The organism is Kitasatospora sp. SolWspMP-SS2h (assembly GCF_003259315.1).
GTDB classification, from domain to species: domain Bacteria; phylum Actinomycetota; class Actinomycetes; order Streptomycetales; family Streptomycetaceae; genus Kitasatospora; species Kitasatospora fiedleri.
In genome coordinates this window covers 97,122-109,634 of the sequence record NZ_QLLT01000007.1, presented here as the reverse complement: position 1 = coordinate 109,634, position 12,513 = coordinate 97,122, and the positions used below count along the sequence as shown (strand labels likewise).

Here is a 12,513-nt window from a genome sequence, read left to right as displayed (position 1 = left end):
GCGGAGTGTGCGGACCCGACAAACCGGCCGGAGCGGGACGCGGCCTCCTTGCCCGTCGGCACGGATGCGTTACATTGGAACGGCACCGGCTCGATCCAAGCCCCCGGGCCCAACCTTCGTCCCTTCGAGGGACCACTTGCCGCGAGGCGAGCATGGCGGGCCGGTGCGCAACGTGGCGGAGGCCCCCACCCGACGGGTGGGGGCCTCCGTGCTGCCCGGCTACTTCAGCAGCGCGGGGACGCCCGCGGCGTCCGGCAGGTCGTCCGGGCCGGACAGCACGGTCAGCCGCTGGGTGGCCCGGGTCAGCGCCACGTACAGCACCCGCAGGCCCGCCTCCGACTCGCCCGCGATGCCGGTCGGGTCGGCCACCACAGTGGCGTCGTACTCCAGGCCCTTGGCCTCCAGGCTGCCCAGCGCCACCACCCGCCCGCCCAGGCCCTCGGCCCAGGACGCCGCCTCGGCCCGGCGGTCCATCGGGACCACCACCGCGACGGTGCCGTCCACCTCGGCCAGCAGCCGCTCCAGCTCCGCCCGGGCCGCCGCCCCGAACGCCGCCGGGTCCGGCTCGCGGACCGCCGCGAACCGCGGGTGCGCGCCGGTGGCCCGCACCGCGCTCGGCGACGGGGTGCCCGGAGCGGCCAGCTCCAGCACCTTCGCCGCCACCTCGGCGATCTCCGCCGGGTTGCGGTAGTTCACCGTCAGCGTGTGCCGGCGGCGCGGCTTGCCCGCCAGCACCTCGTCCATCGCCGCCTGCGCCTCCTGCGGGAACGGCCAGGACGACTGCGCCGGGTCGCCGACGATCGTCCAGGTCGCCATCCGGGAGCGCCGCCCGACCATCCGCCACTGCATCGGCGTCAGGTCCTGCGCCTCGTCGACGATCACGTGCGCGTACTCCCGGCGCTCCTCCGCGACGCGCTCGCGCCGGCCGTACGTCCGCTCGCCGTAGGTGGTGACCTCGTCCAGGCCGGTGAGCGCGTCCACCGCGTCCACCTCGCGGACCTTCGGGCGGGCCGGCTCGCCGAGCAGCACCTGGAGCTCGTCCACCAGCGCCACGTCGTGCGCCGACAGGGCGCCCGCGCCGCGCTCGTCCAGGTGCCGCCAGGACGCCGCGAGCAGCCGGGCCTCCTCCGGGGTGACCGCGCGGCGGGCGATCCGGTTGGTGTGCCGGTGCTGCCGGAGCGTGGCCAGCACCCGGCGCGGGGTGACGGCGGGCCACCAGGCGTCCAGGAAGTCCAGGAACACCGCCTCGTCGGAGACGTACTCGTCGAAGGACTCGCGCTCCTCCTGGCGCTGCTCGCGCTCGGCGTACGTGCTCGGCTTCGGCAGGTCCCGCACCGCCTCCGACCAGAGCGCGTCCAGCAGCAGGCGGCGGGCCCGCGGGCGCAGCAGGTTCAGCGGCGTGCCGCCGCCGCCCACCACGTTGCCGCGCACCGCCTTCAGCCGGCCCGCGTCCAGCCGCAGCGCCCGGCCCCGGGCGAAGACCCGCAGCTCGGCGGGCGCGCCCAGCTCCAGGGCCCCCCGGGCGGCCCGGCGCAGCAGCGGCACCATCCGCGCCGAGCCCTTGATCCGGGCCACCTCCGGGCTGTCGTACCGGGACGCCTCGATCCCGTCGACCAGGCTGCCGACCGCGCGGATCGCCACCTGGCCCTCCTCGCCCAGCGAGGGCAGCACGCCCTCGGTGTACGAGACCAGCAGCGGGGTGGGGCTGACCACCAGGATGCCGCCCGCGTACCGGCGGCGGTCCTGGTAGAGCAGGAACGCGGCCCGGTGCAGGGCGACGGCGGTCTTGCCGGTGCCGGGGCCGCCGGTGACCAGGGTCGCGCCCGCGGCGGGCGCCCGGATCACCTCGTCCTGCTCCTTCTGGATCGAGGAGACGATGTCGCGCATCGAGTGGCCGCGGGCCCGGCCCAGCGTCGCCATCAGCGCGCCGTCGCCGACCACGGCGAGCTCCTCGCCGTCCAGCGTCGGCGCCAGGTCGGGACGGAGCAGGTCGTCCTCGACGCCGACCACCTTCCGACCCTTGGACCGGATCACCCGGCGCCGGACCACCCGGCCGGGCTCCAGCGGCGTCGCCCGGTAGAACGGCGCGGCGGCCGGGGCCCGCCAGTCGATCACCAGCGGGCCGTACTCGGCGTCCAGGACGCCCAGGCGGCCGATGTGCAGGCTCTCGGCGACGGCCGGGTCGGCCGGGTCCAGCGGAGTCTGGGACGGGATCCCGTGCTCCTCCGGCGCGTCGGCCTGCTGGAGGTCGATCCGGCCGAACAGGAAGTCCTCGAACTCGTTGTTCAACCGCTGCAGGTGGGCACCGGCCCGGTACACCTGCGCGTCGCGCTCGGCGAGCGCGCCGGGGGTGCCGACCTGCACCCGCTTGGCGGCGTCCTCCAGGATGTACTCGGCCTCGGCCAGCTTCTCCTCCAACCGCCGGTAGACGGTGTCGAGGTGCCGCTGCTCCCCGGCGATCTCGCGGTCGCGGACAGTGTCGGATCGGTGCTCGGTAGAACCGTGCGCGCCCAAGGAGCCCCCAAAGGTGCGGAGAAAAAGGCGGACGGAAGATCCTACAGGGAACCGGGGGCCGCTCCGAACGGCGGGGCGGGGAGCGGGAGCGGACGGGGGCGGGGGCGGGGACGGGAACGGGGACGGGGAGCGGGCGGGGGCCCGGGCCTCAGTGGTCGAGGGTCAGCCGGTACCCCCGCTTGACGACGGTGGTGATCAGCCGGGGCGCGCCGAGCGCCTGGCGCAGGCGCGCCATCGCGGTCTCCACGGCGTGCTCGTCGTCGCCGCTGCCGGGCAGGGCGCGCAGCAGGTCGGCCCGGGGGACGACCCAGCCGGGGTGGCGGGCCAGGGTGCGCAGCAGGGCCATGCCGGCCGGGGGGACGGGACGCAGCCGGCCGTCGACCAGGGCGGCCTGGCCGCGCAGTTCGAGCAGGTGGCCGGCCACCCGGAGCGGGCGGGCCCGGCCGGGCAGCGCCGCGGTGAGGGTCTGCACCATCGCGCCCAGCCGCATCCGCTCGGGCCAGACGGTCGGGACGTCGAGCGCGTCGAGCGGGGCGGAGGTGACCGGGCCGACGCAGACCGCGAGGACGTCGCGGCGCAGGGCGTGCAGCAGCTCCTCGGTGCGGCCGCGCTGGGCGGCCCGCTCCAGCAGGCTGATCGCGGCGGGGGCGGAGGTGAAGGTGACGGCGTCGAGCGCGCCGGCGCAGGCCGCGTCGAGCAGGCGGTCGAGCGGGCCGAGGTCGACGGGCGGGAGCCAGCGGTAGACCGGGACCTCGACGACCTCGGCCCCGGCGGCGCGCAGCGACTCGACGAAGCCGGGCAGCGGGGCGCCGTGCAGCTGGACGGCGATCCGGCGGCCGTCGACGCCCTGGTCGAGCAGGTGGGAGAGCACCTCGGCGGAGGACTCGGTGGCCGCGGAGAAGGACTCGCGCAGCCCGGCGGCCCGGATCGCGCCCTTGGCCTTGGGGCCGCGGGCGAGCACCGCGGCGTGGCCGAGCGCCCCGCGCAGCTCGTCGCCCAGGTCCCAGCCCTCGGCGGCCTCCAGCCAGCCGCGGAAGCCGATGCCGGTGGTGGCGACCGCCAGGTCGGGCGGGTCGGCGATCAGCGCCCGGGTCGCGGTGTGCAGTTCGGTGTCGTCGGCGAGCGGGACGATCCGCAGGGCGGGGGCGCGCAGCACGCTGGCGCCGCGGCGCTGGAGCAGGGCGGCGAGTTCGTCGGCTCGGCGGGCGGCGGTGATGCCGACGGTCCAGCCCGCGAGCGGGCCGGCCTCGGTGCTCTCGGTGCTCCCGGCGGTCCCGGCGGTCCCGGGTCCGTCCGGCTGGCGTCGGTTCGGGTCGGCCATGCGGTGTCGTCCTTAGCTGCGCGGCCCGGGTGTCCTGGCTGGGGACGGGCCGCGGTCGGGTGGGTGATCAATCGTGTCCGGTCGCGGTGTCACCCCCGGGTCGCTCCGATTACCGGCGTGTTTCGCCGCTGGTCGGAGCGGCACCGGGGGCGGGGCGGTCCCGGGGGCGGGTGGTACCGGGGGCGGGGCGGTCCCGGGGCGGGGGTTCAGACCCGCGCGAGGGCGGCGCCGTCACCGGCGACGGCGGGGGCGCCGGCGGGGCGGCGGAGGTACACCGTCCAGGTGAGGGCGGAGCAGACCGCGTAGGCGGCCAGGAAGGAGGCGAAGGCCGGGGTGCCGGACCCGGCGACCAGGAAGGACTCCCGGAAGGCCAGGTTGATGAACAGCCCGCCGAGGGCGCCGACCGCGCCGATCACGCCGATCGCGGAGCCGGACATCCGCCGGGACCAGGCGGCGGCCTCCTCGGCGGTGGCCCCGGCGGCGATCCGGTCCTGGGCCTTGGCGTCGAAGATGCCGGGGATCATCTTGTAGGTGGAGCCGTTGCCCAGCCCGGCGAGGGCGAACAGGGCGACGAACCCGGCCAGGAAGACCGGCAGCGAGCGGATCGACGAGGCGTAGGTGACCACGCTCGCGGCGGCGGCCATCGCGGCGAAGTTCCACAGCGTGATCCGGGCGCCGCCGAACCGGTCGGCGAGCTTCCCGCCGACCGGGCGGACCACCGAGCCCAGCAGCGGGCCGAGGAAGGTGAGCTGGGCGGCCTGGAGCGGGGTGCGGCCGAACTGGTTCTGCAGCACCAGGCCGAAGGCGAAGGAGAAGCCGATGAAGGAGCCGAAGGTGCCGACGTACAGCACCGACATCAGCCAGGTGTGCTTCTCCCGGACGACCGCGGCCAGCGAGCGGGTGTCGGCCCGCACCGGGGCCAGGTTGTCCATGAACAGGGCGGCGCACAGCGCGGCGAGCATGATCAGCGGCAGGTAGACGCCGAGGACGATCCGCGGGTGCCCGGCCCCGGCCCCGGCGATCACGCCGAGCGCGACCAGCTGGATGACGGGCACCCCGATGTTGCCGCCGCCCGCGTTGAGGCCCAGCGCCCAGCCCTTGTGCCGGGCCGGGTAGAAGGCGTTGATGTTGGTCATCGAGGAGGCGAAGTTGCCGCCGCCGAACCCGGTGAGCGCCGCGACCAGCATGAACGCGGTGTACGAGGTGCCGGGGTGCATCACGTACCCGGCGGCCAGGGTGGGCAGCAGGAGCAGCAGCGCGGAGACCACCGTCCAGTTCCGGCCGCCGAAGCGGGCGACCGCGACGGTGTAGGGGATGCGGACGAAGGAGCCGACCAGGGTGGGCATCGCGACCAGGAAGAACTTCCCGGCCGGGTCGATGCCGTACTCCTTGCCCATGAAGAGCACCATCACCGACCACAGGCTCCAGATCGAGAAGCCGACGTGTTCGGAGAGCACCGAGAAGGCGAGGTTGCGGCGGGCGGTGCGGCGGCCGGTGGCCTCCCAGAACGCGGTGTCCTCCGGGTCCCAGTGCCGGATCCAGCGGCCGCCCGTCCTGCCGCGCGTGGTGGTGCCGTCCATGGGCTGCTCCTTCGCGTTCCGTTGCCCTGTGCCACTGACGCTAGGAGTCCACGATTTCGGAACCGTTGTGCGGTGTGAAGGGTGCGGAACCGTCCTCTCACCCGGGGCGGGGCGGGGGTGTGAGGGGCACCCCGGAACGCACGAGAGCCGCCCTCCGGGCGGAGGGCGGCTCTGCGGTGCACATGGGGCGGTGGAGATGCCGGGAATCGAACCCGGGTCCAGTGAAGTGGATTCAGGACTTCTCCGAGCGCAGTCCGCTGTGATTTTCTCGGCCCTGGCGGTCACGCGGACAAGCCGCCAACAGGCCCAGCCACTGTTTGGTTTCCCCACCACCCCCGTGGCCCGGGTGGCGGGTTGAGTTCCCTAGATTATGCCAGGATCCGGGTCGGGAACGCCCCGGGCTGACACCCATTCACTTTCGCAGATCAGGCTGCGAGAGCGAACTGCTGGGAATCGCGCTTAGAGTTGGCGATTATTTTTTTGCGACAGGTGGTTAACGAGATCATTGCCGCGTTCCTCGGCTCGCTTCTCCTGTTTCGACTGTCACTGTCGAAACCGATCATCCCCATGTTGTGTTGAGAAACAGCGCCGACGGGCGGGCCCGCCGGGTGGTGCGCTGCCATAGTACTCAACCCGCGCGTCAAGGGTCCAGCGCATTAGCGGTCGGCGCGGGTCCGGTGCCGGTCCGCGCCGGTCAGTTCGCGCCGGGCAGGCCGGTCCGCTGGGCCAGCCAGGGCAGCGCCAGCCTGAAGCCCGCGCCGCCGAACTGCCAGTCGTGCTTGCCGGGGTGCACCTCGACCTTGGTGTCCAGACCGGCCTGCCGGGCGGCCCGGTCCAGGGCCTGGGCGTTCTCCAGGTGCTTGCCGCCCTCGTCGGCGCCGACCAGGAAGTAGCCGCCGGAGCCGCGGTAGGCGTCCTTCGCGGCCCGGCCGAGGACGGTCAGCGGGTCGTGGGCCTCCCAGGCGGCGGCGTCCCCGCCGTAGAGGCCGTCGACGGTGGCCTGCCGGCCGCCGAGGTTGGGGCCGAGGTCGCCGGAGATGTCGACGAAGTGGCGGAACACCTCGGGGTGCGCCACGCCCAGGTCGACCGCGCAGGTGCCGCCCATCGACCAGCCGACCACGGCCCAGGAGCGCGGGTCGGTGGCGGTGCCGAAGGTCCGGGCGACGTACGGCGGGATGTCCTTGACCAGGTGGTCCTCGGCGTTGCCGTGCTTGCCGTTGACGCACTCGGTGTCGGTCTTGAAGTTCCCGGTGGCGTCCGCCATCACCAGCACCGGGGCGTAGCCGTTGTGGGCGGCGGCGTACGCGTCGGCGGTCTCGATCGCCGCGCCGGCCCGGATCCAGTTGTCGGGGGCGGCGAACTGGCCGCCGATCATCTCCACCACCGGCAGCTTGGGCCGGACCTTGCTGCGGAACCAGGCCGGCGGCAGGTAGACCAGTTCGCGCCGGTGCTTGAAGCCGCTCGGCTCGGCCGGGACGTCCACCGCGACCACCCGGCCCTCGGCGGCCCGGCCGACGGTGGCCAGGGCCTCCTCCAGGGTCATCTGCTGCGGCACCGGGGCGTCGGACAGGTCGCCGACCGCCGCCTCCACGTCGGGGTAGTAGCCGGTGGAGATGTTGATCGAGTTGGCCGCGCACAGCAGCGACATCGCCACCGCGACCGGGACGGCGGCCAGGTTCCACCAGCGGGAGCGGCGCACCCCGGCGGCCAGGCCGCCCAGGCCCAGTAGGGCGCAGCAGACCCAGAGCCAGAGGCCGGGCGGCAGCGGGTCCTGGACGTCGCCGAACGCCAGCACCAGCAGCGCGGCCAGCCCGGTGCCGGCGGCGGCCCCGCCGACCACCCAGGGCAGCCGGCGGCGGACCCAGAACGGGCTGCCCCGGAACAGCGCCGCCACGACCGCCACCACGGCCAGTATTCGGAAGGTCCACGGCAGCCAGCCACTCAACAGCGAGATGTCCACCCCGAGATGATACGGAGACGCTCCATCCCGCCGGTTGGCCGGGCCCCGTCAGGCGGTTGACGGCGGATCAGCCCTGGCCGGAGCGGCGGCGGGCGGCCGCCACCGCGCGGTCCGACTCGCGGCGGTCCTGGCGCTCGCGCAGGGTCTGCCGCTTGTCGTAGAGCTTCTTGCCGACGGCGAGGGCGAGTTCGAGCTTGGCGCGGCCGTCCTTGAAGTACAGCGACAGCGGGACGAGCGTGTGGCCGCTCTCCTTCGCCTTGGACTCGATCTTGCGGATCTCCAGCTTGTGCAGCAGCAGCTTGCGCTTGCGCCGCGCCGAGTGGTTGGTCCAGGTGCCCTGGGCGTACTCGGGGATGAAGACGTTGTCGATCCAGGCCTCGCCGCCCTGGATGTACGCGTAGCCGTCGACCAGGTTGGCCCGGCCCTCGCGCAGCGACTTGACCTCGGTACCGGTGAGCACCATGCCGCACTCGTAGGTGTCGAGAATGGTGTACTCGTGCCGCGCCTTCTTGTTCTGCGCGACCAGCTTCTTGCCCGTTTCCTTTGCCATAGCCCGGCCATTCTCGCACTTCGGCGGCGGACGCGGCAGCCCCTTTACGGCGCGGCGGGCGCGGGCGGCGCGGAGGGCGCCGCGGCGGGGCCGGGGCGGGGGCCGTCGGGGGCGGTGGCGGGCACGGTGGCGCCCGGGCCGGCGGTGGCGCCCGGGCCGGGGGTGGGCGCGGCGGCGGTGGGCGCGCCGGTGGCGTCGGGGGCGGAGCCGCTGAGCCCGGCCAGCACCTTGAGGGCGAGCGCCTGCGGGTCCTCGCCGGCGGCCGGCACGTCGGGCTGGACGCCGGTGCCGTCCGGGGAGCGGCCGGCCGGGGTCTGGTAGCGGCCGACGGTGAGCTCCAGCACGGAGCCGTCGGCGAGCCGGCTGGGCTGCTGGACGGTGCCCTTGCCGAAGGTGCGGCTGCCGACCAGGACGGCCCGGCTGCGGTCCTGGAACGCGCCGGCCAGCAGTTCGGCGGCGCTCATGGTGCCGCCGTCGACCAGCACCACCAGCGGGACGGCGGTGTCGCCGCCCGGGGCGGCGGTCAGTTCGCGGTGCTCGCCGTGCACCTGGTAGCTGGCCACCGGCCCGCCGTCGAGGAAGACCGAGGCGGCGGCGACGGCCTCGCCGACCAGTCCGCCGGAGTTGCCGCGCAGGTCGAGCACCACGCCCCGGGAGCCGGCCGCGGCGGCCCGCACCTGGCCTGCGACGCCCTCGGTGAAGGCGTGCACGGCGATCCGGACCACCCCGGGCGCCGGGTGCGCGACCTCGACCTCCCGGGTGGACAGCTCGGCCCGGGTCAGGGTGAGTTGGCGCACCGGCCCGGCCGCGTCCCGGACGCCCACCGCGACCGCGCTGCCGGCCGGGCCGCCGCGCAGCCGGGAGACCAGTTCGGTGACCGGCAGCTGCTCGGCGGCGGCGCCGTCCACGGTGACCAGCAGTTCGCCGGGCGCGATGCCGGCCCGGGCGGCGGGCGAGCCGGGCGCCACCTCGGCGACCAGGGTGGGCCCGCCGGCCTCCCGGTCCACGCTCAGCCCGACGCCCGCGTACCGGCCGCCGGTGAGGTCGGCGTACTGCTGCGGGCTCAGGTAGGCCGCCCAGCGGTCGCCGCTGGCGCCGACCAACTGCCTGGCCTGCTGCGGGGTGAGGTCCGCCCCCGCCAGGTCGGCGGCGGGCGGCGGTCCCTCGGACGACGAGGGGGCCCGGAGCGAGCCGTCCGGCTCCCCCCAGGCCCCCGAGGCCGCTCCGGCGAACAGCACCGCGCCGAACACCAGGCCCAGCGTCATCCCCTGGCGTACCCGCGGTGCAGTCGGCATGGGCCCGATTCTAGTGCCGCGGCGGGCGGTTGGGCCTGTGACGCCGACGACCCGTCAGACCTTCAGGTACTTGCGCAGGGTGAAGAACGCGGCCACGCCCGCCATCACCATGCCGACCACGACCAGCAGCGGGATCACCGCCAACACCGAGGACAGGCCGATGAAGTGGATGAACGCCACCTTCTTGGCCAGCCACTCCTGGACGAAGAAGTGCCCGCCCACCAGCAGCGCCGAGGCCAGCGCCGAGCCGAGCAGCGCGGCGAACGCGGCCTCCGCGATGAACGGCATCTGCACGTAGAAGTTGGACGCGCCGACCAGCCGCATGATGCCGGTCTCGCGGCGGCGGCTGAACGCGGACACCCGGACGGTGTTGACGATCAGCAGCAGCGCGACGAACAGCATCAGCACCATGATCACGAAGGCCGCGGTCTGCAGGCCGCGCAGCAGGCCGAACAGGTTCTCCAGGATCTTCCGCTGGTCCTCGACCGACTTCACGCCGGGCTTGCCGGCGAAGGCGCTCTGGATCACGTCGAACCGGGTCGGGTCGTTCAGCTTGACCCGCCAGGACTGCGGCATGGAGTCCGGGCCGACCGCCGCCAGCAGCGGGTTGTCCGGGTTGCTGTCCTTGAAGTGCTTGAACGCTTCCTGCGAGTTCTCGAAGGTGTAGCTCTGCACCAGCGGCATCTTCGCCAGGCCGTCCTTGACCGCCTGGATCTGGTCCTGGGTCGCCTCGCCGTCCGCGCACTGCGGCGAGTTGTGCTCCGCCTTGGTGCAGAAGTAGATGCTGACCTCGACCTTGTCGTACCAGTAGTCCTTCATGGAGTTGACCTGGTCGCGGACCAGCAGCGAGGCACCGGCGAGGGCGAGCGACAGCGCGACACTGACCACGACGGCGATGGTCATGGTCAGGTTGCGGCGGAGACCGACGCCGATCTCCGACAGAACGAACTGGGCGCGCATGCTTCTCTCTTCTAGCTCTGGTAGCCGTAGACGCCGCGGGCCTGGTCACGGACCAGCAGGCCCTTGTCGAGCTCGATGACGCGCTTGCGCATCTGGTCGACGATGGCCTGGTCGTGGGTCGCCATCAGCACGGTGGTGCCGGTCCGGTTGATGCGGTCGAGCAGCTTCATGATGCCGACCGAGTTCTGCGGGTCGAGGTTGCCGGTGGGCTCGTCGGCGATCAGCAGCATCGGGCGGTTCACGAACGCCCGGGCGATCGCCACGCGCTGCTGCTCACCACCGGACAGCTCGCCGGGCATCCGGTCCTCCTTGCCGCCGAGGCCGACCAGGTCGAGCACCTCGGGCACCACCTTGTTGATGGCGCTCTTCGGCTTGCCGATGACCTCCAGGGCGAACGCCACGTTCTGCCCCACCGTCTTGTTCGGCAGCAGGCGGAAGTCCTGGAAGACCGTGCCCAGTTGGCGCCGCATGTGCGGCACCTTCCAGTTCGAGAGCTTGCCCAGGTCCTTGCCCAGCACGTGCACCGCACCGGTGGACGGGCGCTCCTCGCGCAGGCACAGGCGCAGGAACGTCGACTTGCCCGAACCCGACGAGCCCACCAGGAAGACGAACTCGCCCTTCTCGATCTCCAGCGAGACGTTGTCCAGGGCCGGACGGTTCTGCTTGGGATAGGTCTTGGAGACGTTGTCGAATCTGATCACGGCTGCATCACGGGGGCCATCCTAGGTGGATCGGAGCCAGTGACCTTACGCGATGCCCATCCGCACCCGCAGTCGCGGGGCGCGCACCGAACGTGGTTTCGTCAGGTGTTGTTCGGGTTCGCCCCGGAAATTGCGAGGTACGTCACAGATCGATAACCCTTCTCCTCCGGGAGCCGAGGGGTAGGGAACCTGGCAGAGTGGTAGGCAGTCGGAACCGAATCCGCCTCCGGCGCGTTGGCTATGCAGCAAGGAGGAGATCGCATGACCTGCGACCAACTGGTGTGCGCCAACTGCAACGGCCGCGTGATCGACGGCCGCTGCCCGGTGTGCCGCGCCAACCGGGCCCGGCTCCAGCAGGAGCCGCACGGGCCGTTCGCGACGCTCAACCCCGCGGTGCTGCTGGGCCTGCTGTTCGTCGCGGTGCTCATGCTGGCCCTGCTGCTGCGCTGACCGACCCCGAGCGCTGAGACGGGAGGGGCCCCACCGCCGTGGCGGTGGGGCCCCTCCCGTCGCTGTCCGCGCGGGCGCTCAGCTCTCGCGCTGCTTGCGCCACCGGATGCCGGCCTCGATGAAGCCGTCGATGTCCCCGTCCAGCACGCCCTGCGGGTTGCCGACCTCGTACTCGGTGCGCAGGTCCTTGACCATCTGGTACGGGTGCAGGACGTAGGAGCGCATCTGGTTGCCCCAGGACGAGCCGCCGTCCTTGAGCGCGTCCATCGCGGCGCGCTCCTCCTGGCGGCGGCGCTCCAGCAGCTTGGCCTGGAGGACGTTCATCGCCGAGGCCTTGTTCTGGATCTGGGAGCGCTCGTTCTGGCAGGAGACCACGATGCCGGTCGGCAGGTGGGTGATCCGGACCGCGGAGTCGGTGGTGTTGACGCCCTGGCCGCCGGGGCCGGAGGCGCGGTAGACGTCGATCCGCAGGTCGCCCTCGTCGATGTCGACGTGGTCGGAGGTCTCGACGACGGGGAGCACCTCGACGCCGGCGAAGGAGGTCTGGCGGCGGCCCTGGTTGTCGAACGGGGAGATCCGCACCAGGCGGTGGGTGCCCTGCTCGACCGAGAGGGTGCCGTAGGCGTAGGGGGCCTTGACGGTGAAGGTCGCGGACTTGATGCCGGCCTCTTCGGCGTACGAGGTGTCGTAGACCTCGGTCGGGTACCCGTGCCGCTCGGACCAGCGCAGGTACATCCGCATCAGCTGCTCGGCGAAGTCGGCGGCGTCGACGCCGCCGGCCTCGGCGCGGATGTTGACCAGCGCCTCGCGGGCGTCGTACTCGCCGGAGAGCAGGGTGCGCACCTCCAGCTCCTCGACGGCCTTCTTGACCGACACCAGCTCGGCCTCGGCCTCGACGCGGGTGTCCGCGTCGTCCTCGGCCTCGGCCAGTTCGAACAGGACGCCCAGGTCCTCGACCCGGCCGCGCAGGGTCTCGAACTTGCGCAGTTCGCCCTGGAGGAAGGAGAGCCGGCTGGTGACCTTCTGTGCGTTCGCGACGTCGTCCCACAGGGTGGGGGCGGCTGCCTCCTCCTCCAGGGTCGCGATGTCGGCCCGGATCTTGTCCAGGTCGAGGACGGCCTCGATCGACGCCATGGTCGAGTCGAGGTTCTTGAGCTCTTCGGAAGGATCGACGGCTGCCAC

The 12,513-nt window shown here is 73.2% G+C and carries 10 protein-coding genes and 1 other RNA gene; 1 reads left to right on the top strand and 10 read right to left on the bottom strand.

Annotated elements, in window-relative coordinates:
• Positions 1-219 precede the first annotated feature (219 nt).
• The 9 genes from K353_RS10535 to ftsE all read right to left on the bottom strand — a co-directional run bounded on the left by K353_RS10535 (position 220) and on the right by ftsE (position 10,881).
• Positions 220-2,514, bottom strand: coding sequence for a UvrD-helicase domain-containing protein (locus tag K353_RS10535; RefSeq protein WP_111553322.1), 2,295 nt, complete (start codon positions 2,512-2,514; stop codon positions 220-222).
• Positions 2,515-2,662: 148 nt separating this feature from the next.
• Entirely contained in the window at positions 2,663-3,835 is a 1,173-nt protein-coding gene (locus K353_RS10530; RefSeq protein WP_233533496.1) for a uroporphyrinogen-III synthase, read from the bottom strand.
• Between the two features lie 206 nt (positions 3,836-4,041).
• Complete coding sequence (locus tag K353_RS10525; RefSeq protein ID WP_111553321.1) at positions 4,042-5,415, bottom strand: NarK/NasA family nitrate transporter; 1,374 nt, start codon at positions 5,413-5,415, stop codon at positions 4,042-4,044.
• Between the two features lie 188 nt (positions 5,416-5,603).
• Positions 5,604-5,982: a transfer-messenger RNA gene (gene ssrA, locus K353_RS10520) on the bottom strand.
• Positions 5,983-6,109: 127 nt separating this feature from the next.
• Positions 6,110-7,375: an alpha/beta hydrolase family protein gene (locus K353_RS10515; protein WP_111553320.1), complete on the bottom strand. Its 1,266-nt coding sequence runs from the start codon at positions 7,373-7,375 to the stop codon at positions 6,110-6,112.
• Between the two features lie 67 nt (positions 7,376-7,442).
• On the bottom strand, positions 7,443-7,925 hold the full coding sequence (gene smpB, locus K353_RS10510) for an SsrA-binding protein SmpB (protein ID WP_030911641.1): 483 nt from the start codon (positions 7,923-7,925) through the stop codon (positions 7,443-7,445).
• 44 nt (positions 7,926-7,969) lie between these two features.
• The gene (locus K353_RS10505) at positions 7,970-9,220 is read right to left on the bottom strand and encodes a S41 family peptidase (RefSeq protein ID WP_111553319.1); all 1,251 of its coding nucleotides are present in this window, start codon (positions 9,218-9,220) and stop codon (positions 7,970-7,972) included.
• A 54-nt stretch (positions 9,221-9,274) separates the two neighbouring features.
• The gene (gene ftsX, locus K353_RS10500) at positions 9,275-10,180 is read right to left on the bottom strand and encodes a permease-like cell division protein FtsX (protein WP_111553318.1); all 906 of its coding nucleotides are present in this window, start codon (positions 10,178-10,180) and stop codon (positions 9,275-9,277) included.
• 11 nt (positions 10,181-10,191) lie between these two features.
• On the bottom strand, positions 10,192-10,881 hold the full coding sequence (gene ftsE, locus K353_RS10495; protein WP_035863161.1) for a cell division ATP-binding protein FtsE: 690 nt from the start codon (positions 10,879-10,881) through the stop codon (positions 10,192-10,194).
• Positions 10,882-11,142: 261 nt separating this feature from the next.
• Between ftsE and K353_RS10490 the strand changes: the two genes are divergently transcribed.
• Positions 11,143-11,331, top strand: coding sequence for a hypothetical protein (locus K353_RS10490; protein WP_100838058.1), 189 nt, complete (start codon positions 11,143-11,145; stop codon positions 11,329-11,331).
• A gap of 78 nt (positions 11,332-11,409) precedes the next feature.
• Here the strand turns inward: K353_RS10490 and prfB are convergent, their stop codons facing one another.
• Entirely contained in the window at positions 11,410-12,513 is a 1,104-nt protein-coding gene (gene prfB / locus K353_RS10485; protein ID WP_100838057.1) for a peptide chain release factor 2, read from the bottom strand.